Annotated in this window: 21 protein-coding genes; 7 read left to right on the plus strand and 14 right to left on the minus strand. The window is 69.1% G+C overall.

The window, feature by feature from the left end; genetic code table 11:
- The first annotated feature begins 211 nt into the window (after positions 1-211).
- Together ACOEQ2_RS03070 and ACOEQ2_RS03075 are read left to right on the plus strand one after the other, a co-directional pair.
- Complete coding sequence (locus ACOEQ2_RS03070) at positions 212-1,975, plus strand: ABC transporter transmembrane domain-containing protein (RefSeq protein ID WP_419729920.1); 1,764 nt, start codon at positions 212-214, stop codon at positions 1,973-1,975.
- An 86-nt stretch (positions 1,976-2,061) separates the two neighbouring features.
- The gene (locus ACOEQ2_RS03075) at positions 2,062-3,345 is read left to right on the plus strand and encodes a nucleotide disphospho-sugar-binding domain-containing protein (RefSeq protein WP_419729921.1); all 1,284 of its coding nucleotides are present in this window, start codon (positions 2,062-2,064) and stop codon (positions 3,343-3,345) included.
- Positions 3,346-3,355: 10 nt separating this feature from the next.
- On the opposite strand, the gene ACOEQ2_RS03080 is transcribed toward ACOEQ2_RS03075, so the two are convergent.
- The 4 genes from ACOEQ2_RS03080 to ACOEQ2_RS03095 form a co-directional block, all read right to left on the minus strand.
- A complete protein-coding gene (locus ACOEQ2_RS03080; protein WP_419729922.1) occupies positions 3,356-3,523 on the minus strand; it encodes a hypothetical protein in 168 nt (55 codons plus the stop codon).
- Positions 3,516-4,448: a heme o synthase gene (gene cyoE, locus ACOEQ2_RS03085; protein ID WP_419729923.1), complete on the minus strand. Its 933-nt coding sequence runs from the start codon at positions 4,446-4,448 to the stop codon at positions 3,516-3,518. The genes ACOEQ2_RS03080 and cyoE overlap by 8 nt, the downstream gene beginning before the upstream one ends.
- Positions 4,445-5,827: a cbb3-type cytochrome c oxidase subunit I gene (locus tag ACOEQ2_RS03090; RefSeq protein WP_419729924.1), complete on the minus strand. Its 1,383-nt coding sequence runs from the start codon at positions 5,825-5,827 to the stop codon at positions 4,445-4,447. The genes cyoE and ACOEQ2_RS03090 overlap by 4 nt, the downstream gene beginning before the upstream one ends.
- Before the next feature lie 61 nt (positions 5,828-5,888).
- Positions 5,889-6,713, minus strand: a complete 825-nt coding sequence (locus ACOEQ2_RS03095; RefSeq protein ID WP_419731122.1) for a class I SAM-dependent methyltransferase — start codon at positions 6,711-6,713, stop codon at positions 5,889-5,891.
- Between the two features lie 274 nt (positions 6,714-6,987).
- On the opposite strand from ACOEQ2_RS03095, the gene ACOEQ2_RS03100 reads away from it, so the two are divergent.
- Entirely contained in the window at positions 6,988-7,146 is a 159-nt protein-coding gene (locus ACOEQ2_RS03100) for a hypothetical protein (RefSeq protein WP_419729925.1), read from the plus strand.
- 25 nt (positions 7,147-7,171) lie between these two features.
- On the opposite strand, the gene gshB is transcribed toward ACOEQ2_RS03100, so the two are convergent.
- From gshB to ACOEQ2_RS03130, 6 genes are all read right to left on the minus strand, one after another.
- Positions 7,172-8,164: a glutathione synthase gene (gene gshB / locus ACOEQ2_RS03105; RefSeq protein ID WP_419729926.1), complete on the minus strand. Its 993-nt coding sequence runs from the start codon at positions 8,162-8,164 to the stop codon at positions 7,172-7,174.
- Between the two features lie 21 nt (positions 8,165-8,185).
- Positions 8,186-10,294 (minus strand): prolyl oligopeptidase family serine peptidase, encoded by a 2,109-nt coding sequence (locus ACOEQ2_RS03110; RefSeq protein WP_419731123.1) that lies wholly within the window; start codon positions 10,292-10,294, stop codon positions 8,186-8,188.
- Between the two features lie 28 nt (positions 10,295-10,322).
- Complete coding sequence (gene greB, locus ACOEQ2_RS03115) at positions 10,323-10,856, minus strand: transcription elongation factor GreB (protein ID WP_419729927.1); 534 nt, start codon at positions 10,854-10,856, stop codon at positions 10,323-10,325.
- Positions 10,857-10,999: 143 nt separating this feature from the next.
- Complete coding sequence (locus ACOEQ2_RS03120) at positions 11,000-11,575, minus strand: Uma2 family endonuclease (RefSeq protein ID WP_419729928.1); 576 nt, start codon at positions 11,573-11,575, stop codon at positions 11,000-11,002.
- A gap of 58 nt (positions 11,576-11,633) precedes the next feature.
- Positions 11,634-12,518, minus strand: coding sequence for an aldose 1-epimerase (locus tag ACOEQ2_RS03125; RefSeq protein ID WP_419729929.1), 885 nt, complete (start codon positions 12,516-12,518; stop codon positions 11,634-11,636).
- Between the two features lie 72 nt (positions 12,519-12,590).
- Entirely contained in the window at positions 12,591-13,505 is a 915-nt protein-coding gene (locus ACOEQ2_RS03130; RefSeq protein WP_419729930.1) for a PhzF family phenazine biosynthesis protein, read from the minus strand.
- Positions 13,506-13,632: 127 nt separating this feature from the next.
- Between ACOEQ2_RS03130 and ACOEQ2_RS03135 the strand changes: the two genes are divergently transcribed.
- Positions 13,633-14,238: a GNAT family N-acetyltransferase gene (locus ACOEQ2_RS03135; protein ID WP_419729931.1), complete on the plus strand. Its 606-nt coding sequence runs from the start codon at positions 13,633-13,635 to the stop codon at positions 14,236-14,238.
- A 23-nt stretch (positions 14,239-14,261) separates the two neighbouring features.
- On the opposite strand, the gene ACOEQ2_RS03140 is transcribed toward ACOEQ2_RS03135, so the two are convergent.
- Positions 14,262-14,834: a hydrolase gene (locus tag ACOEQ2_RS03140; protein ID WP_419729932.1), complete on the minus strand. Its 573-nt coding sequence runs from the start codon at positions 14,832-14,834 to the stop codon at positions 14,262-14,264.
- Positions 14,835-14,930: 96 nt separating this feature from the next.
- Between ACOEQ2_RS03140 and ACOEQ2_RS03145 the strand changes: the two genes are divergently transcribed.
- Complete coding sequence (locus ACOEQ2_RS03145) at positions 14,931-15,560, plus strand: TetR/AcrR family transcriptional regulator (protein ID WP_419729933.1); 630 nt, start codon at positions 14,931-14,933, stop codon at positions 15,558-15,560.
- A gap of 22 nt (positions 15,561-15,582) precedes the next feature.
- On the opposite strand, the gene ACOEQ2_RS03150 is transcribed toward ACOEQ2_RS03145, so the two are convergent.
- Positions 15,583-15,834: a hypothetical protein gene (locus tag ACOEQ2_RS03150; protein ID WP_419729934.1), complete on the minus strand. Its 252-nt coding sequence runs from the start codon at positions 15,832-15,834 to the stop codon at positions 15,583-15,585.
- A gap of 21 nt (positions 15,835-15,855) precedes the next feature.
- Positions 15,856-18,096 carry an excinuclease ABC subunit UvrB gene (uvrB, locus tag ACOEQ2_RS03155; protein ID WP_419729935.1) on the minus strand — a complete coding sequence of 747 codons (2,241 nt, stop codon included), beginning with the start codon at positions 18,094-18,096 and terminating at the stop codon, positions 15,856-15,858.
- A gap of 106 nt (positions 18,097-18,202) precedes the next feature.
- On the opposite strand from uvrB, the gene ACOEQ2_RS03160 reads away from it, so the two are divergent.
- On the plus strand, positions 18,203-18,667 hold the full coding sequence (locus ACOEQ2_RS03160) for a MarR family winged helix-turn-helix transcriptional regulator (RefSeq protein ID WP_419729936.1): 465 nt from the start codon (positions 18,203-18,205) through the stop codon (positions 18,665-18,667).
- The gene (locus tag ACOEQ2_RS03165; protein WP_419729937.1) at positions 18,667-20,010 is read left to right on the plus strand and encodes an MFS transporter; all 1,344 of its coding nucleotides are present in this window, start codon (positions 18,667-18,669) and stop codon (positions 20,008-20,010) included. Before ACOEQ2_RS03160 ends, ACOEQ2_RS03165 begins: the two co-directional genes overlap by 1 nt.
- Here the strand turns inward: ACOEQ2_RS03165 and ACOEQ2_RS03170 are convergent.
- A complete protein-coding gene (locus ACOEQ2_RS03170) occupies positions 20,007-21,266 on the minus strand; it encodes an AMP-binding enzyme (protein ID WP_419729938.1) in 1,260 nt (419 codons plus the stop codon). The two genes, ACOEQ2_RS03165 and ACOEQ2_RS03170, sit on opposite strands and share 4 nt — an antisense overlap.
- Positions 21,267-21,338 lie beyond the last annotated feature (72 nt).

Genomic DNA, 21,338 nt, shown 5'->3' on the forward strand with positions numbered 1-21,338 from the left:
ATGTAAAGACGCGGCTCTTTGCAAGAAGCGGCAGCCGTTCTCTTGTGCAGAGCTGGTACAGGCCGTGGATCACTTCAAGCGATTCCCGTTCGAACGGTGCTGTTCTCCTTCGGCAAGACGGAGAGTCGGCAAACAATCCTGGGGATGATCCGTCGATAGGCGATCCGCCGGCGCTGCGGTAGCGTCCAGAACCACTGCAGGGTGCCGGGATTTGCCCACGCTCCGACCCAGTCTCCGAATCGGCTCGCTCGCGCTGCTGCTGCCGTATCTGCGTCCCTATGTGTGGCGCACGATCGGGGCCACCACCATGCTGCTGCTCGCGGCCGGCCTGGTGCTGGCGCTCGGCCAGGGCGTGCGCCGGCTGATCGACCAGGGCTTCGCCAGTGGCAGCATGCGCCATCTCGACCAGGCCGCACTCGGCATGTTCATCGTCGTGGCAGCACTCGCGGTGGCGACCTTCCTGCGCTTCTACCTGGTGTCGTGGCTGGGCGAGCGCGTCGCCGCCGACCTCCGACGTGACCTGTTCGACCGGGTGATCTCGCTCTCCGCGGAATTCTTCGAGACCGCCCGCACCGGCGACATCCTGACGCGGCTGACCGGCGACATCTCGGTGCTGCAGTCGCTGATCGGCTCGGCGATCTCGCAATGGCTGCGCAACGCCATCCTGCTGCTCGGCGCCCTGGCGATGCTGCTCGTCACCAGCCCGAAGCTCGCCGGCGTGGTGCTGCTGGTGGTGCCGCTCGTGCTGCTGCCGCTGGTGGTGTTCGGGCGTCGCGAGAAGCGGCTGTCGCGCGCGGCGCAGGACCGCGTCGCCGACCTCGGCGCCTATGCGGAAGAGACCGTCAACGCGCTGCGCACCGTGCAGGCCTTCACCCACGAGCCGATCGACCGCGAGCGCTTTGCCGCCGGCATCGAGAGCTCGGTGGCCGCCGCGGTGCGCCGCATCCGCACCCGCGCCACGCTGATCCTGGTGGTGATCCTGCTCGGGTTCGGCGCCATCGTGCTCAGCCTGTGGGTCGGCGGCCGCGACGTCATTGCCGGGCGGCTGAGCGGCGGCGACCTGTCCGCCTTCGTGTTCTATGCGGTGCTGCTGGCAACCTCCGGCGCGCAGATGAGCGAGCTGTGGGGCGAGCTGCAACGCGCCGGCGGGGCCGCCGACCGGCTGCGCGAACTGCTCGACGAGCGGCCGACGGTGCAGGCGCCAGCACATCCGGCGCTGCTGCCCGCGCGCCCTGAAGGCCGCGTCGCCTTCGAGAGCGTGAGCTTCCGCTATCCGACCCGGCCCGACCACGCCGCCCTCGACGGCTTCTCGCTGCAGGTCGCACCCGGCGAGACCGTGGCGCTGGTCGGTCCCTCCGGTGCCGGCAAGACCACGGTACTGCAGCTGCTGCTGCGCTTCTATGACCCGCAATCCGGCGTGGTGCGGCTCGACGGCATCGACGTAGCGACCGTGGATCCGGCCGCGTTGCGCGCGCGGCTCGGCATCGTGTCGCAGGACCCGGCGATCTTCGGCAGCTCGGCACTCGAGAACATCCGATACGGCCGCCCCACCGCCACCGACGACGAGGTCCGTGCCGCCGCCCGCGCCGCCCATGCCGACGAGTTCATCGAGCAGCTGCCGCGCGGCTATGACAGCTCCCTCGGCGAGAAGGGCATCCGGCTGTCCGGCGGCCAACGCCAGCGCATCGCCATCGCGCGGGCGATCCTGCGCGATCCGCCGGTGCTGCTGCTGGACGAGGCGACCAGCGCCCTGGACGCGGCGTCCGAGCAGGCGGTGCAGGATGCGCTGGCAGTACTGTCGCGCAACCGCACCACGCTGGTGGTGGCGCACCGGCTGGCCACCGTGCGCAAGGCCGACCGCATCGTGGTGATCGAGGCCGGCCGGGTGATGGCGGTCGGCACCCACGCGTCGCTCATGCGCGAGAACAGCCTCTATGCCCGCCTCGCCGACCTGCAGTTCCTGCAGCCTGCGTGATCGGCCCGGCCTGACCTGGCCTGGACACGGCCGTGCGGACAGCCGAGGTTGCGGCCCGCATCGCTGAAGCAGGATCCTCCCCTCCCTTGAGAATCATCGTCGCCGGCACGCCGATGGTGGGCCACCTGAACCCGCTGCTGTCGATCGCCACGCTGCTGATGGCGCGCGGCCACGGCGTGACCGGCCACACCGCGAGCGCGCATCGCCACCGGTTCGCGCGGATCGGCGCCGATTTCCACCCCTTCGCCGGCCCGCTGGACCAGGATCTCAGCGATCTCGACACGGTCTATCCCGAGCTCAAGACGCTGGAGGACGGGCCGGAAAAGCTGCGCTACCTGTTCCGGCACGCCTTCATCGAGCGGCTCGGAGCGCAGAGCCTGTCACTGCAGGGACTGCTCAATCAGCAGCCCGCCGACCTGATCCTGTGCGACAATCTGTTCCTCGGCACCTACCCGATGCTGCTCGGGCGCCGGCAGGATCGGCCGGCGGTCGTGCATTGCGGGGTGACGCCGCTCTTCACCACCCGCGACGACGGCGCGCCCAGCGGCATCGGCCTGCCACCGGCGGTGAATGACGAGGACCGGACGCAGTACCGAATGATCCGGCAGATGGTCGGCCGGGAGTTCTCGCACCCGATCCAGCAGGCGTTCGACCAGCAGCTCGAGGCGCTGGGTTGCGCGCCGCCGGCCATGACGCTGAACGATGCCAGCGTCAGCCTGCCCGACCTCTATCTGCAGCCGACGGTCGCCGCCTTCGAGTATCCGCGGGCCGAGCCACCGGCGTCGTTGCGCTTCGTCGGCGCGTTGCCGTTGCCGCAAGCCGACACCCCGCTCCCCGGTTGGGCGCCGGATGTCGACGAAGCCGCGCAAGTTGTGCTGGTCACCCAGGGGACGCTGTCCAACCACGATCTCGGCCAGCTGATCGGCCCGACGATCGAGGCGCTGCGGGATCGGCCGGACGTGCTGCTGGTCGTCACCACCGGCGGCCGGCCGATCGAGGCGGTGCCCGGACCGATCGGCCCGAACGTGCGGCTGGCGGAGTTCCTGCCGTTCGACTGGCTGATGCCCCGCATCGCCCTGCTGGTAACCAATGGCGGCTACGGTACGGTGAACGACGCGCTGAGCCACGGCGTGCCGTTGGTGGTGGCCGGTGCTGCCGAGGACAAGAGCGAGGTCGGTGCCCGGGTCACCTGGAGCGGCGTCGGGATCGGCCTGCGCACCGACACTCCGGACGTGCCGGAGCTGCGCCGGGCGATCGCGAAGGTGCTGGACCAGTCGCAATACCGCGCGGCGGCGCAGCGCATGGCACAGGATTTCCGCCGGCAGGATGTCGAGGCCGAGGTTCCGCGGCTGCTCGAGACGCTCGGCTGATCGGCGCGCGTCAGGCCGAAAGCTTCACCACGGTCAGGGCATAGAGCAACGCCGCCAGCAGCAGCAGCACGACCAGCAGGGTGACAGCACGGCCGCGCCGGCGTCGCAGTATTTCGCCGGCGCTTTCGGCCGCGGTGGGTGGCCTGGTCGGCGCGACCGGCCGAACCGTCTTACGCAATCGCCCGGTCCACGCAGATCGCGATGAACAGCGCCGCCAGATAGAGCAGCGAGAAGCGGAAGGCCTGCCGCGCCGGCTTGTCACCGGTCAGGCTGGTGCCGTCGGCGGTCTGCTCGTCGCGCAGCACCCGCCAGGCGCACACCAGGAAGCCCACATCGAGCAGCGCCGTCGAGACCAGATAGACCGGACCGGTCATGTGCAGGGCCGCCGGCGACAGCGACACGACGGTCAGCACCACCGTGTAGATCAGGATCTGCCAGCGCGTATGCCGGGCGCCGCGGACCACCGGCAGCATCGGCACCCCGGCGCGGCCGTAATCGGCGCAGGCATACAGCGACAACGACCAGAAATGCGGCGGCGTCCAGACGAACACGATGGCGAACAGCAGCACCGGCAGCAGGCCGATCTGCCCGGTCGCGGCGGCCCAGCCGATGATCGGCGGAAACGCCCCGGCAGCCCCGCCGATGACGATGTTCTGCGGCGTCGCCCGCTTCAGCCACATCGTATAGATCAGCACGTAGAACAGGATCGAGAAGGCCAGCCCGGCCGCCGCGACCCAGTTGGTGGCAAGCCACATCAGCACGATCGACAGCACGCTGAGGCCGATGCCGTAGCCGAGCGCGTCGTTCGGGCTCACCCGTCCGGCCGCGACCGGGCGCTTCGCGGTACGGCGCATCAGCTGGTCGATATCGCGGTCGTACCACATGTTGATAGCGCCGGCGCCGCCGGTCGCGATCGCGATGCACAGGATGGCGGTGAACGCCACCAGCGGATGCACATGCACGGGTGCCACGTACAGCCCGATCGCACCGGTGAACACCACCAGCGTCATCACCCGCGGCTTCAGCAGCGCGAACCAGTCGCGCACGTCGGTGCCGAGGCCCGGCCCGAAGGCGGGAACGGGAGTGGCGAGTGTCGTGCTCATGCGAGGGCAGCCTCGGCGAATGTTCCGGCAGGCACCGGCGACGGCACGCTCCATTCGAGCGTCATCGCGCCGGCTCCCCATGGATTGGCGGCGACGCTGCGAGCGCCGCGCAGCGTGATCACGACGATCAGCGCGAACAGCAGCATCGACACACCGACCAGCGACGCCCCGGCCGCAGCGATCGGGCTCTCTGCGCCCAATCCCCCGAAGAGCAACGCCACGCCCGCGAGCAGCGAGACGAACTGCAGCCTGGCCAGGCGCTCCGGATACGGCTTTCCGGTCATCTTGCCGATCCAGTAATAGAATCCGGCAAACAGCGCGAACACCGATGCCAGCGACAGCACGTCATGCAGGGGTGCCAGCGACGCGCCGCCCGCCTCCCGCAGCAGTGCCACCAGACTGCCGACGACCAGCACGACGATGAAGCCGGACGCGAACAGGCCGGGCGCGACAAGCCGCCGAACTCCACCGGCACGCCACAGGGTCAGGGTCCAGCAACCTGCGATCAGCAGCGCCGGCAGCAGCACGGACAGCAGCGCGGCCAGCGGGAACAGGCTGGCCGGCGCCGGCACGCCGCCGTTCAGCAGCTGGTTCGCCCAGAGCAGGAAACCGCTCATCGCCAGCGCCGCCAGGGCAAGGACGACGATCCGCTCGCCGGCCAGCCTGCCGCCGCAGAAGGTCGCGACGATCTGGCTCACCAGCCCAAGGCCGGGCAGGATCATCAGGCAGAAGCCGGGATAGAACAGGAACCGGGCTGCAGCCGGGCTCGCCAGCATGTCCGGACCCGGGCCATGCGTCATCACGAGAGCGGCCGCCATCATCGGCAAGGCGGCGACGGCCAGCGTGCCCGCGATCAGCTGCGACCAGACGAACACCGGCAACGCGCCGAGCGACATGTCCGGCCGGCGCTGGTTCAGGATCGTGGTGACCAGGTTCGCCCCGCACAGCAGCGTCGCCGCTGCGGCCAGGTGCACCGCCAGCGACAGCGTCCAGGCCGGATTGACGGCACCGAGCAGGCCAACCAGCGTCAGCACGAAGCCCGCCACCGTCAGCCAGAACGACAGCGCCGCCAGCCGGGGGAATGCGGTGTTCGGGGCACCGACCAGCAGCGGCACGAACCAGTTGCCGAAACCGCCGGTCAGCGCCGGCACGGCCGAGAAGAACACCATGATCGGGCCGTGCTGGAGCGCCAACCGCTGCCACGGGAGCATCCCGGCCGGCCATGCCGACAGCCCGGCCGGCAGCCCGATCGAGCCCGCCGGCAGCCGCAGCGCGAGCGACAGCACGCCGCCGACCAGTCCCGCCACGACGGCGAACAGGATGCTGCAGGTGCCGACATCACGATGATCGGTCAGACGAAGCCAGCGCTGCATGGTCATGCTCTCTCCACCCGGCAGCACATGGTGTCTGCCGCGCCGCCTGGAGCTTTTTTCCGGTGGCTCAAGTCATCCGGGACCGTGGGTCGCGCCTTTTTGCAAGGCCGCCGGGCACGAGGCCGTCACGCGACAGCGCAGGTGCCGGCTCGTTGGTCAGCGTGACCAGCGTGAACAGGCCCATCGGCGAGACCGGCTCGATCTGCGCAGCACGCAGATCCGCCTCGGGCAGCAGCGACTCGATGGCGAAGTCGGGATGCCAGCCGAGCGAGTGCGACGCACGTGCCATGCCGCGCTCTAGCGCCAGACGGAGCCCGCGCTGAGCCAGGAAGTGGTTCACGAACAGGATATGGCCTCCCGGGCGCACCACCCGCTTCAGCTCGGCCAGCAGGCGACGCGGGTTCGGCACCACCGAGGCCACGAACATCGCGACCGCGATATCGAAGCTGGCGTCCTCGAACACCGTCTCCTCGGCGTCCATCTCCAGCAGCGCCTCGACATGCGGCATCCGCGCCTGCTGCACCCGCCGGCGCGCCCGCTCGAGCATCGCCGTCGACAGGTCGATGCCGGTGATGCGCTTGTCCGCGGTGTAGTGCGGCAGGGCCAGGCCGGTACCGACGCCGACCTCCAGCACCCGGGTGCCAGGCAGCCGGTTGACCGATGTCACCGCCCGCCTGCGGCCGAATGCCGAAACCCCGCCGAACACCCCGTCATACACACCGGCCCAGCGCTGGTACGCCGCACGCACCGCATCGGCATCGAGGGCGGACCGCGGCACGGGTGCTGCCACGACCGGGCCGAGGTCTGGGGCGAGGTCTGGTGCGAGACCAGGTGCCAGCCCTGGTGACAGGCCGGGCGACGGGGACCGGTAGAACTCGTGGCCGCCGCTCATCGCGGAGCCATCGACCACGGCCCTGGCTGTGCCGCCTGGAGGTGCAGCGGCTGTGTTCGTCTCATCGTCATCGAGAGCTTGACTCATCTGGGCATCATCTCTTGCCCTGACCGGGCCGCATCATCAAGTGTAACGCCCTCCCCGCCTGCACACCAACACGCGAGTTGTTTGCCGCCGGATGGCGAAAGAGGCTATCGTCGCCTGCGGTTCGACGGGCTCCAGCAAGGCCCGGCGAGATACCGCATGACCGCGCCACGATCCGGAGGAGGATGGAATGCTGATCTTTTTCCTCATCGTCATTTCCATACTCGGGTGGTCCGGGACCTTCGTGTGGTACTTCTGGACCGAGATCTACGAGTACTACGACAACCGTTTCGGGCCGAAACGCCGCGATCCGAAGCCGCACAAGTACCGCCGCAAGATGTACGACTGATCATCTCGCGGCCTGACCTGGACCGTCAGCCTGCCAGCCGCGCCTCGATGCGGTCCCAGATCAGCCCGGCGGTGTTGCCGCCATCGAAACGGTCGATCTCCTGCAGCCCGGTCGGCGAGGTCACGTTGATCTCGGTCAGCCAGTCGCCGATCACGTCGATCCCCACGAAAATCAGCCCGCGCTCGGCCAGCATCGGCCCGATGCGGCCGCAGATCTCGCGCTCGCGGGCGTTCAGCACCGATTTCGCAGCCTTGCCCCCGACATGCATGTTGGAGCGCGCCTCGCCCTCGGCCGGCACCCGGTTGATCGCCCCGATCGGCTCGCCGTCGGCCAGGATGATGCGCTTGTCGCCCTGGCGCACCGCCTTCTCGTAGCGCTGGATCATCAGCGGCTCGCGGCTCCGGCTGAAGAACATCTCCAGCAGCGAGGCGAGATTTTCGTCGTCCTCGCGGATCCGGAACACCCCTGCCCCGCCATTGCCGAACAGCGGCTTGACGATGATGTCGCGGTGCTCGGCCCGGAAGTCGCGGATCGCCTGGACGTCCCAGCTGATCAGCGTCGGCGGCATCAGATCAGGGAAATGCGTGACCAGCAGCTTCTCCGGCGCATCACGCACCGAGCGCGGATCGTTCACCACCAGGGTGCCGCTGCCGTCCGAACGGTGGACGTGCTCCAGCATGTGGGTGGCGGTGATGTAGGCCATGTCGAACGGCGGGTCCTGGCGCATCAGCACCACGTCCATCGTGGCGACGTCGACCACCGCTTCCGCGCCGAGGGTGGCGTGGGCGCCGGCGACGCGCTGCACGGTGACCGGCCGCATCCGCGCGGTCAGGCGCTCGACCCGCTCCGACCCGACACCGGACTTGCCCTCGCGCAGGCTGAGCGCGCGCACGTCGTACACCGACAGTGTGTGCCCACGCGCCTGCGCCTCGAGCATCAGCGCGAACGTGGAGTCGCCGTTGATGTCGATGCCGTGGATCGGGTCCATCTGGACCGCCACCTTGAGCTGCCTGGCCATGCGCCTGGTCCCCTGCCCGTTCTAGTTGCCGATATGGGCGTGCAGCCAGTCGGCCACCGTCGCGTGCCAGAGCAGCGAGTTGGCCGGCTTCAGCACCCAGTGGTTCTCGTCCGGGAATACCAGCAGCCGGCTCTCGACGCCGCGCCGCTGCAACGCGTCGAATGCGCCCAGCCCCTGCTCGATCGGGATCCGGTAGTCGTGCTGGCCGTGGATGATGAGCTGCGGCACCCGCCACGCCGCCACATGCGCCGCCGGGTTGAAGCGCTCGTACGCCGCCGGATCCGACCACGGCGTGTGGCCCGGGCCGCCATGCTCCCACTCGGCAAACCACAGCTCCTCGGTGGCGAACCCCATCATGCGGTCGTCGAACACCCCGTCATGCGTGACCAGGCACTTCCAGGGCGCGTTCCAGCTGCCGGCGATCCAGTTGATCATGAAGCCGCCATAGCTGGCGCCGAGCGCGCAGGCCCGGCTGGCATCCAGGAACGGGTATTTCGCCAGCGCCGCCTTCCAGCCCTTCTGCAGGTCCTCGAGCGGACGGTCGCCCCAGTGGTTCGAGATCGCGTCGGTGAAGGCCTGGCCGTAGCCGGTCGAGCCGTGGAAATCGACCATCACCGAGGCGTAGCCCAGCCCCGAATAGAATTGCGGGTTCCAGCGATACGACCAGTCATTGCCGAACGAGCCCTGCGGCCCGCCATGCACCAGGAACACCACCGGGTATGTGTGCCCGGCCTGATAGCCGTCCGGCTTCACCACGTAGCCGTGCACGGTCTCGTTGTTCCAGCCGGTGAAGCTGTATTGCTCCACGGGCGCCATCTCGACGCCGTCGAGCCGCCCGGCATCCACATGCGTCAGCTGCACCGGCGTGCCGCCGGCCGACGGGATCCGCCAGAGCTGAGCCGGGCTGTCGAGCGCGTCGCGCTGATAGACGATATCGGAGCCGGAGAGCTCGGCCTCCGTCACATGGCCCTGGTCGGTGAGCGCCTTCGGATGGCTATCCGGACCGGTCGCATCGAGCACGAACAGCTTGGACTGCCCCAGCTCCTCCGCGGTGACGTACAGCTGGCGCCCGTCCTTCGACCACAGCAGCGTCCCGGGCGAACGGTCCCAGTGCGGGTCGATCTCGTGGGTTGTGCCGCTGGCCAGGTCCATCACCATCACGCCGTAGCGGTCGGCCTCGAAGCCCGGACGCTTCATCGCGCGATAGGCCAGGCTGCGGCCATCCGGCGACACCACCGGCCCGGCATCCCAGGCCTTGTTGGCGGTGGTCAGGTCGACCGGTGCGCCGCTGCCGTCGATCGCCGTGCGGTAGATGTCGAAGTTGGTGCTCCACGGCTCGCTCTTGCCGGCCAGGCGCGCGGAGAAGAACACCGTGCGGCCGTCCGGGGCGATCGTGTAGTCGCTGTCGTCGCCGAACGGCTTGGACGGGGAGTCACCGTCGAAGCCCTTCATCAACGGGACTGCGGCCCCTGTCGCCACGCCCGCATCGTCGAGCGCCAGTGCGAACAGGTGGTTGCGGGTGCCGTCCGCCCAGGTGTCCCAGTGCCGCACGAACAGCGTGTCGTACACCACGCCAGTCGGCTTGGCCGCGTGTCGCTGGTCGAGCCGGGCCTTGGTGTCGTCGGGGGAGTCTGTATCCGGGAACACCGCCAGCGACACGACGAGGTGGCGGTCGTCAGGCGATAGCTCGAAGCTGCCGACATCGACCGCCAGGTGCGTGACCTGCACAGGCGGGCCGCCCGCAACCGGCAGCCGCCAGACCTGGTCCGAACCGCCGCGGCCGGAAATGACATAGATCGCGTGGCCATCCGCCGACCAGCGCGGCTGCAACGCCTGGGCTTCGGCCCCGGCGAGCACCGCAGGCGCCGCGCTGCCGGCGGTGAGCGACAACAGCCGCACCGAGTTCACGCCCTTGTTCGCGGCAAGGTCGGTGCTGCGCTCCGAGAACACCACCTGGCTTCCGTCCGGCGACACCCGGGGGTCGGAGAGGCGGTCGAGCGAGACCAGGTCGTCCGCGGTGAATGGCCGGGCATCAGCAGGTGGCGATGCCAGTACGGCGCCGGCGACCAGGGCGCCACCAAGGAGAACGGTGCTGCCGAGCAGCAGGGCGGATGTGTTGAGTCGGATCATGGGCACGCTATGTGTCACGGTCCGCGGCTTACGGATAGGCGATCGCGGTGACCTCCAGCATGACCACGCCGCGCGGCGTCGCCAGCTTCACCTCGTCGCCGACCTGGGCGCCCATCAGCACGCGCGCCACCGGCGAGGCAAGGCTCACCTCGCCCTTGTCGAAATCCGCCTCGTCGACGCCGACGATGGTGACGCTGTGGCTGGCATCGGCCTCGTCCAGGTAGGTCACCGTGGCGCCGAAGAACACCCGGTCGCGTCGGGTCTGGGCGGCCGGGTCGACCAGCTGCGCCGCGTCGATGCGCTTGCCGAGGAAGCGCGCGCGCCGGTCGATCTCGCGCAGCCGCTTCTTGCCGTAGAGATAGTCGCCGTTCTCCGAGCGATCGCCGTTGCCGGCTGCCCAGGACACGATCTCGACGATCTTCGGCCTCTCGTCACGCATCAGCTGGCGCAACTCGGCCTCCATGCGGGCGAGCCCGGCCGGCGTGATGTAGCGCGATACCCCCGGCGGCAACCCGGGCAGTGCGGCCTCGTCATCGTCGTCCGCGGGGTCAGGGGCTTCCATATGTTGGCCTATCGCCCGGCCCCGAACGGCCAGTCAAGCACGCGAGGCCGCGGCGAGCGGTCAGGCTCGGCAACAGCACTCCTCGGCATCGATCCCCATGCGCGGCATCGACCAGGACCTGCGGTTACCCGCTCAAGCTGAGATCAGGAGCCGGACCCGTCGCTGAACACGACACCGGCGTAGAATTCGGCCACGGCTATCGAGATGCCGACAGCAGGAAGGTCCAGAACATCATCCTCGGTTAGGCCAACGGCCTTGAAGCTTTCACCGTCCCGGTCACGCGACAGAACGGTCACGGCGGGTGCGTCTGATTCTACAATGACGTAGACACGGAGTGAAGAAACAGCCTGATACTCGCGGAGCTTCACGACCCGGTCGAGGCGCAACGATCCCGGGCTGATCACCTCGAAGACGACGACCGGAAAGGGCACGTAATGGTCGGAGCGACTGAACTTCGAGCAGGTGACAACCGCGTCCGGATAACGAACGATGTCGCCGATTGTCACCACGCCGGCATCGGGACCAAGCGCCGTGCATGGTCCGTCCGCAAGCCGGCGATCGAGCGCGCGGTGGATCGCGAGCATGATCTGGTTGTGTCCGAGAGTACCGCCGGTCATGGCGACCGGCTGGACTCCATCGAACTCGTAGCGTCCGCCCTGCGACTGCGCCCAGCCGAAGAATTCATCCTGCGTCATTGGCCTGCGGAGAGCGACGTTCATGTGCGCACACTAGCACCGAGCGGCATGGACTTCCTGCTTTCCTTGCGGGTCCCCTCGGTCAGAGCCGCGCCAGCGAAAACTCCACCTCGGCGTGCAGCACCTCGCCCGGCGCCAGGATCGTCAGTCCGCGATCGGGGATGTCGGGGCGGTTGATCGCGTCCGTCATGTTGCTGGCAGGCTCGGCGGCGATGTAGTCGCGGCCTGGTGGCGTGAAGACCACCAGATGATCGAACGGTGCCTCCGCCGTCATCGTCAGCGACAGGCCGCGCGTCGGCCAGCGCAGAAACGCAGAGCCGGTCCAGCCGGCATAGCAGTTGTCGAGAGCCGGCCCGTCGACGGCACGCATCGGCTCGAAACACCAGTCGCCCTCGACCGGAAGCCGCTCCGCAGGCAGCGAATCCGGTCCCGCCTGCCAGACACTGGCCGCAGAGAAGCCGAGCTCGATGTCATGGTCGCGCGGATAGAAAGGATGGAACCCGACCCCGACCGGCTGTGGCCGGGGATCGGTATTGCGCACCCGGATCCGCACCGTCAGCCCGTCGTCGCGCAGCGCGTAATCGATCTCGGCGCGGTAGCAGAACGGCCACTGCTCGGCCGGATCACGCGGCGGCGCGTGGTCGAGCGCCAGCGTGACCGAGGCCTGGTCCTGCGCCACCACGCTCCAGACCCGCTCCCAGGCATTGCCGTGGATGGCATGCGGTTCGCCGCGGAAATTGCGCGCAAGCTGGAAGGTCTCGCCGCCGAACTCGAACCGGCCATCGGCCACCCGGTTGGAGAACGGGATCAGCGGGTAGGCCGCGACCGCCTGGCCCTGCTGTGCTGCCAGGTTCGGATCGATCACCGGGCGGAACACCGCCTTGCCGTCCCGCGTCCAGAAGCCGACGGCACCACCGATGTCGGGCCGCACGCCCAGCACGCACTGGCCGGCTTTCAATTCGAGCATGCGCGTCTCCTGTGATCCGCGGGTAGCCGCGGCGTGGCGATCACACGGGTAACGGCCGGCACCGACAGGCGTTCACCCCTCGCCGGTGAGCTCGAAACTGCCCTGCATCACGGATACGCAGCGTCCGCCGACCTGCACCTGCCCGACCTGGCCGCCCTGCCTGACCGCGCGCGCATGCAGCAGGCTCGGCCGGCCCATGTCGAAACCCTGCCCCACCACCAGCGACACGACGGTGTCGGGCGCCTCCAGCAGTGCCGCCTGCAGCCCGATCATGGCGCAGGTGGCGCTGCCGGTTGCGGGATCCTCCGGGATGCCGTCGAGCGGCGCGAACATCCGCGCCTGCATGTCGGTGCCGGCATCGGCCGGTTCGAGCACCCGCGTATAGAGATAGATGCCGTCGACACCGTGCGGCGGCAGCACCCGGGCGATCGTCGCAATATCGGCGCGGGCCCGGCGCAGCGCATCGCGGTCGGCCAGCTCCACCAGTAGGAACGGCAGCCCGGTCGAGGCGATCACGGGCAGATGCCGGTCGACGGCGAGATCGTGCGGATCCAGCGACAGGCACGCCGCCGCATCCGCTTGGTCCACCGTGCCGCCACGGCTGAACGGCGCCGGCGCGGTCAGCTCGGCGCCGATCACGACGCCGCCCTCCAGCAGCAGCTGCACCGGCACCAGCCCGGCCTGCTCCTCGAACACCAGCGACGGGCCGATGCCCGCGCGCTCCCGGCCCAGCACGAAGGCGGTGCCGACGTTCGGATGCCCGGCGAACGGCAGCTCCTGGCCCGGCGTGAAGATCCGCACATGCGCATCGTGGTGCGGGTCCGCCGGCGGCAGCACGAAGCAGGTCTCGGAGTAGTTGAACTCGCGGGCGAGCTGCTGCATCTGGGCGCCGGACAGACCCTCGGCATCGAGCACCACCGCGAGCGGATTGCCGCCGAACAGCCTGTCGGTGAACACGTCGACGGTGACGTAGCGGCGTTGCATCATGATGATCTCCGGACAGGAGGGGCATGCTGGCCGCGCGATGCGGTTCGGCGCAAGCCGGCCCGACGCGCCGTCGTCGCCCCGGGCCGGTATGGTAAGCCACCCGCAACACGCCTCGGAGCATGACCGGATGGCCTGGATCACACCGACGGAACTCGCCGGACGGCACGTGACGCTGCTGCCACTCGACCCGGCGCATGCAGGCGGGCTGATCGAGGCGGCGTCGGACGGGATGCTGTGGCAGCTCTGGTTCACCAGCGTGCCGCGCCCGGAGGAGATGGAGGCCGCCATCGCCACCCGCCTCGCCTGGGCGGCTGCCGGCACGATGCTGCCGTTCACCGTGACCGAGCCCGCCACCGGGCGCATTCTCGGCATGACCAGCTGCGGCCATATCGACCCCTCGGCGCCCGCGGCCGTGCGGCGGCTGGAGATCGGCTGGACCTGGTATGCGAAGCGGGTGCAGCGAAGTGCCGTCAACACCGAGGCGAAGCAGCTGCTGCTGGCACATGCCTTCGAGACGCTCGGCTGCGTCGCGGTCGAGCTGCGCACCCACGCCCTGAACCAGGCCAGCCGGCGCGCCATCGAGCGGCTCGGCGCCAAGCTGGACGGCATCCTGCGCCAGCACCAGCTCGCGCGCGACGGCACCCTGCGCGACACCTGCGTGTACAGCATCATCGCCACGGAATGGCCGGCAGTGCGCTCGCACCTGGCCTGGCAACTGGAACGGCCGCGCTGAGATTGGACAGAGCGGCCCCGCCTTCAGGCGATGGTGAACCCGATCGCGTCCGACTGCACGACGCGGGCGATCCGCGGGAAGACGTGCGCCACCGCCATGTCATGCAGTGCCGCGGACGGACCAGCGCAGAGATCCTCGGCCAGGATGACCGCGTAGCCGTGCTCCCAGGCGCTCCGGGCCGTGGATTCGACGCCGAAATTGGTGGCGATGCCGCCCAGCACGATGCTGCCGATGCCGCGACGGCGCAGCTGCAGGTCGAGCTCGGTGCCGTGGAAGGCGCCCCAGTGCCGCTTGGTGATGACGATGTCCCCCGGCTGTTGCAGCCCGTCGACCAGCGTGCTCCAGCCTGGCGGCACACCACCCGGCGGCAGCGACAGCGGCTGGTCGACAGGCTGGCGGGGTGCATCGGCGAGATCGTCCGCGAACGCCACGCGCACCAGCACCACCTGGCCACCAGCGGCCCGGAATCGCGCGGCAAAGCGCGTCGCCTGCGCCACCAGCTCCCCGCCCGATCGCGGCGCCATGTTCATGCCGACGATGCCGTTCTGCAAATCGATGAGAATCAGTGCCGTCGCCGATGGATCGAGGTCGATCATGATGGGGTGGCTCCTGCCGCAACGCTGACGGGCGGCCCACTCATGCGTTATGAGAGGCTGACCTCGCATAATGATAGTTGAGGATAGCCTCGCATAATGTCAACTGCGCCCTCCGCTGCCGCCGTGGTCGAGCCGAAGCGGCAACGCGGCCGGCTCCGGGTCGCCGCGATCCTGCAGGCAGCCGCCGAGCTTTTTGCCGAGCGCGGCTTCGATGCCGCGACGATGACCGACATCGCCGCACGATCGGGGACCGCGATCGGCTCGCTGTACCGCTTCTTCCCGAACAAGGACGCCTTGGCGCAGGCATTGCTCACGCGGTATCGCGACGGCCTCGACGGCGCCTTGGCCGAGATCGAACAGCGGGCCGGCGAGCTGCTTCCTGCGGCGATAGCGGACGCCCTGCTCGATAGCATGCTGGCGCTGATGCCCGATCGGAATGCCGCCGTGATCCTGCTCGAGACCAACTCGGGCGTCGGCGACCAACGGCTGGCGATCCGCGACATGCTGCTGCGTCGGATCGCCGCGATCCTGACCGCCGCGCGAATGTCGCCGGCGGGGCTTTCCGCAGTTGCCATGGTCGTCCTGCAGATCCTGAAGATGGCCGCGCCGCTGGCATCGGCGCAACCAGGCGAGCCCGCCGGCAAGGCAGAGGTGCAGGCGCTTGCCGAATTGCGGGTGGTGCTGAGGCTTTATCTTTCGGCGCGGCTATCCGGCGATCCGCGCTGAGCGGACGCCGGTTCGACGGCCGCTACGGGCGACCGAGGGGGCCGATCGCGGTGCCATCACCGACCGACGCTGCGGAGCCTGCCGGGCCGGTATCGGCCGGGCCGACGGTGGTCGAACCCGGCAGTGACGCCGGCAACGGTCCGCGGGCAAGGTATCCCGACATGCCGGCAGCGGTATCGGGATGGTCGGTGCCGGGCCCGTCGCCGGGCACGCAGCCGGCGAGGCACGTGGCGAGAGTCAGCAACGCGGCGGTGCGCAAGAGGCGGTCGATCATGATGGTCTCCGGACCAGGGGCTCAGCCGCGTCGCTTGCCGCGTCGTTTCGCGGGATCGTAGCCACCGCCGCCAGGTCCGAGCGGCTCCGGCGTGCGTGACTTGGCGGTGCGGCCACTACGCGAGGCCGGCGAGGGCGGCGGCGGCTCCAGCCCGAGATCGAGCGCTTCCAGGCGTTTCAGCTCGTCGCGCAGCCGGGCAGCGGTCTCGAACTCCAGATCCGCGGCCGCAGCACGCATGCGCTTCTCGATGTCCGCGATCGCCGCCTTCAGGTCCTTGCCGACCATGTCGGTGATGCCGGCATCCTTGACCGGCGACACCGTCACGTAATCCTGCTCGAACACCGAGCTGATCGCCTCGCCGATATGCGTGCGCACCGATTGCGGGGTGATGCCGTGCTCGGTGTTCCAGGTCGATTGCCGGGTGCGCCGGCGGTCGGTTTCCTCGATGGCGAATTTCAGGCTGTCGGTCATGCGATCGGCATAGAGCAGCACACGACCATCGACGTTTCGTGCCGCGCGGCCGATGGTCTGGATCAGCGAGGTGCGGCTGCGCAGGAAGCCTTCCTTGTCGGCGTCCAGGATCGCCACCAGCTGGCATTCCGGAATATCCAGGCCCTCGCGCAGCAGGTTGATGCCGATCAGCACGTCGAACGCGCCCAGCCGCAGATCGCGAATGATCTCGATCCGCTCTAGCGTGTCGACGTCGGAGTGCAGGTAGCGCACCTTGATGCCGGACTCGGTCATGTATTCGGTGAGGTCCTCCGCCATGCGCTTGGTCAGCGTCGTGACCAGGATGCGGCCGCCCTTGCCGATCACCAGCCGGCACTCGGCCAGCAGGTCGTCGACCTGACGCTCCACCGGGCGGATCTCGGTCACCGGATCGATCAGCCCGGTCGGCCGGATCACCTGCTCGGCGAACACGCCCTGCACGCGATCGAGCTCCCACGGCCCCGGCGTCGCGCTGACATGGATGGTCTGCGGCCGGAACCGCTCCCACTCCTCGAATCGCAACGGACGATTGTCCAGGCAGGAAGGAAGCCGGAAGCCGAACTCGGAGAGGATGGATTTGCGCGCGTTGTCGCCGCGCTCCATGCCGCCGATCTGCGGCACCGTGACGTGACTCTCGTCGACGATCAGCAGCGCGTCCTCGGGGAGATACTCGAACAAGGTCGGCGGCGGATCACCGGGCGCACGGCCGGACAAATAGCGCGAGTAGTTCTCGATCCCCTTGCAGGCACCCGTGGTCTCGATCATTTCCAGATCGAACGTCGTGCGCTGCTGCAGTCGTTCGGCTTCCAGCAGCTTGCCGTTGGCGGTGAACTCGTCGAGCCGGAGTTTCAGCTCCTGCTTGATCGAGATCGTCGCCTGGTTCAGCGTCGGACGCGGCGTGACGTAGTGGCTGTTGGCATAGACATGCACCTCCTCGAGATCGGCGGTCTTTTCGCCGGTCAGCGGGTCGAACTCGATGATGCTGTCGATCTCGTCGCCGAACAGGCTGATGCGCCAGGCGCGGTCCTCGTTCTGCACCGGGAACACGTCGACCGTCTCGCCGCGCACCCGGAATGTGCCTCGCGCGAACGCGGCGTCGTTGCGCCGGTATTGCTGCTCGACCAGCGCCTTCACCAGCACGTCCCGGGCGATCGCACCGCCGCGCTGCATCTTCACCACCATGCGCGAGTAGGTCTCGACCGAGCCGATACCGTAGATGCACGACACCGACGCTACGATGATGACGTCGTTGCGTTCCAGCAACGCCTGCGTCGCCGCATGACGCATGCGGTCGATCTGTTCGTTGATGGCGCTGTCTTTTTCGATATAGGTGTCGGAGCGTGGGACGTACGCTTCCGGCTGGTAGTAGTCGTAGTAGCTGACGAAATACTCGACTGCGTTGTCCGGAAAGAACTGCTTCATCTCCCCGTACAGCTGTGCCGCCAGGGTCTTGTTCGGCGCCAGGATCAGCGTCGGCTTCTGCACCGCCTCGATCACCTTGGCCATGGTGAAGGTCTTGCCCGAGCCGGTGACGCCCAGCAGGACCTGGTCGCGCTCGCCACCCATGACGCCCGCCACCAGCTCCGCAATCGCCGTCGGCTGGTCACCTGCCGGTTCGTATGGCGACACCACCTTCATCTGCCGGAGCTTCGGCTTGGCCGCCTGGCGATCCGGCACGAAGGCGTCGGCACCCTCCACCGCCGGTCGGGCGGCCCGTTGCGGCTTGGCGCGTCCAGACTTCGGGCGATCGGTCTTCTGCAGCGTCACTGACATGGCGATCAAAATGGCGATGCCGGGCGGAAGCGGCAAGCTGAGGCAGGCAACCGATTTATGAAGGAAGCCTTTGTAGTTTTCCTTCTCAACCGCTAGCATCCGATGCATGGATGCGCCTCCCGACACCACCCGCGACGACCCTGGCGCCCGACAGGCCCTCGTTCTGGCCTCCGACCTTCGCGTGCTGCTCGGCCGGTTGCGACGCGGCCTGCGCGATCAGTCGGCGCCGCACGACCTCACCTGGGCGCAGAAATCGGTGCTGGTCCGGCTCGAGCGCGACGGCCCGGCAACGGTGACCACCCTCGCCCGTGCCGAAGGGATGCGCCCGCAATCGCTCGGCGCCACGGTGGCCACCCTGCTGGCATCGGGCCTGATCGAAGGCTCACCCGACCCGGCTGATGGCCGCCGGACCATTCTGTCCCTGACTCCCGCCTGCCGGGACTGGATCAGCGCCGGCCGGGCGGCGCGCGAGGACTGGCTGTTCCGCGCCATCCGCAGCAGGCTGGACGACACCGAGCAGCACCAGCTGGTGGCCGCATTGGCCCTGCTGCGGCGCCTGGTCGAGCCCTGATGCCCGGCCTCGCCACCCCGGAACTCGCCCCCTCCACCGGCACGGGCACGTTCCGCTCGCTGCGCGGCTACAACTACCGGGTGTGGGCGGCGGGCGGGATCGTATCCAACGTCGGCACCTGGATGCAGCGCACCGCCCAGGACTGGATCGTGCTGACCCAGCTGACGCATCACAGCGCCACCGCGGTCGGCGTCGTGATGGCGCTGCAGTTCGGACCGCAGCTGCTGCTGCTCCCCTTCACCGGCTATGCCGCCGACCACCTGAACCGTCGCCGGCTGCTGATCGCCACCCAGACGGCGATGGCGCTGCTGGCGCTGTGCCTCGGACTGCTCACCGTCACCGGGCTGGTCCGGCTGTGGCAGGTCGACGTCTTCGCCTTCCTGTTCGGCTGCACGGCCGCGTTCGATGCGCCGGCACGGCAGACCTTCGTCTCCGAGCTGGTCGGCGAGACCGACCTGCCGAACGCGGTGGCGCTGAACTCCACCTCGTTCAACATCGCCCGGATGATCGGCCCCTCGGTCGCCGGCCTGCTGATCGCGACGATCGGCGTCGGCTGGGTGTTCCTGATCAATGCGGGCTCCTACCTTGCGGTGCTCGGCTCGCTGGCGCTGCTCCGGGGAAGCGCGCTGCATCACGGACGCCGGGCGACACGCGCGCGGGGCGGCTTCTCCGAAGGTTTTCGCACCATTGCCGGCCGCCCGGACCTGCAGGCGGTGCTGCTGATGCTGTTCCTGGTCGGCACCTTCGGGCTGAATTTCCCGATCTTCATCTCGACCATGTCGGTCAGGATCTTCCATGGTGGCGCCCGCAGTTACGGGCTGCTGGCATCCACGATGGCGATCGGATCGGTGGCCGGCGCGCTGCTATCCGCCAGGCGAACCACGCCGCGACCAGACTTCCTGATCGGCGGCACCGCATTGTTCGGGTGCGGCTTCATCATGGCCGCGTGCATGCCGAACGCCCGCCTGTTCGGGCTGGCCCTGGTGGTGATCGGGATCGCCGCGCAGACCGTCACCACCACCGCAATCAGCCTGGTGCAGCTCTCGACCGACCCCGCCATGCGTGGCCGCGTGATGGCGATCGTGCTCGCTGTATCACTCGGCGGCACACCGCTCGGAGCACCCCTGGTCGGCTGGGTCGCCGACGTGCTCGGTCCCCGCCAGGCGCTCGGCATCGGCGCCGCCTCCGGGATCGGCGCAGCGCTTGTCGGCGTGCTGTATCTCGTGCGCCATCGCGGGTTGCGGCTGCACCGCCCCGACGGCTGGCCGCGCCTGACGCTGAGCCCTGCCGCCGAAGTGCCGCCGGCCGGCACCCTGAACTCGGCCGGGGCCCGTCGTCTCTAGGGGAGCAACCCGCCGGGCTCATCGACCACCCAGTCGGAGAGCTTGCCCAGCAGGTTCCGCGGCAGCGCCGTCCCGAAACTGTAGGCGCCAGGGCGTTCCCCGGGCGCAAGCCTGGTCGCTGCGAACTGCCGGAGCTCGGCCCGCAACCCGGCCACCTCGCCGCCCGCTTGCCTCGGCACGACGAACGCCTTGAGCCGCGCCCCCTCCTCCGGCCGCATCAGCCGGACCGCGATCTCCGACACCGCCGGATGCTCCAGGAGGGCCAACCGCACCGCCGCCGGATCGACGTTCACGCCGCCCACCTGCACCATCCCGTCATGCCGCCCGAGCACCCGGAAGCCGTCCTGGCTTTCCCAGGCAAGCCGGTCCGGCGGCTCGACAGGCTGCCCGGCCCACGACAGGCCGTCTGCGTCGCGCTGCCAGCCCGGCAGCAGGACATACGGCGCGCCCGGTGCATCCCGCCAGCCGATCCCGCCGGTCTCGGAGGCGCCGTAGATCTGCAGCAGCCGTGCGAGCCCGGCCTCGCGCAGGGCTTCGGCAAGCGCCTCCGGACACGGCGCCGAGGAGGTGATGCCGACGACATCCTCCGGGAAGCCACCCGCGGCGCCGCGCAGCGACTGCGTCCAGAACGCCGGATGGCCCAGCACCAGGTCGCCAGGCCGCAGCAGACCGGCCAGTTCGGATGGGGCGTGCCCGCGGAGTTCCACGACCGGTAGCAGGGCGCCGCCGGCACGCCCCAGCTGCGATGGCAGCAGCACCGAATGGATGAAGCCGTAGATGTGGTGAGCCGGGATCGCCGACAGCACGCGGCGCCTGCCCGATCCAATCAGCATCGCCAGCGCGGACGCCTCCGCATCCAGTCGTGCCAGCCGATGGGTGATGGATCGCCTGGCGCCGGTGGTTCCGGACGACCTGAAGGTGATGCTCGTGGGCGGCGGGCGCGTGGCGTCGCGGGCGGCGTCGCACCAGGCGCCGAAAGAGGCCGCCGACATCAGGCCGGGCCCGAGGCTGCAACCGGGGATCAGCTCGGCAGCCGCCGCCGCGAGCGCCATCCGGTCGAGGCTGTCGATCGCCAGGCCGGCCGACCGGGCCATGTCGGTGTCGTCCGTCCAGAGCCAGGGTGGCGCGGTATCGGGATCGCCAAGCCGCAGGCGGCACAGCTCGCCATGCAGCTGGTCCGCCATCACCCGGACCAGCGTCGCGCGATCGGCCCCCCACCAATTGTCTTGCGCATCCGCTGCAACCGGCGCCGTCATCGCATGACCTCCGCCGACCATCCCGGCATGACGCGGGTTTGATGCCAGCCCGTTTCCAGTTGTGCGTTAATC

Source organism: Lichenicola sp. (assembly GCF_965198575.1).
In the GTDB taxonomy this organism is placed as follows: Bacteria; Pseudomonadota; Alphaproteobacteria; order Acetobacterales; family Acetobacteraceae; genus Lichenicola.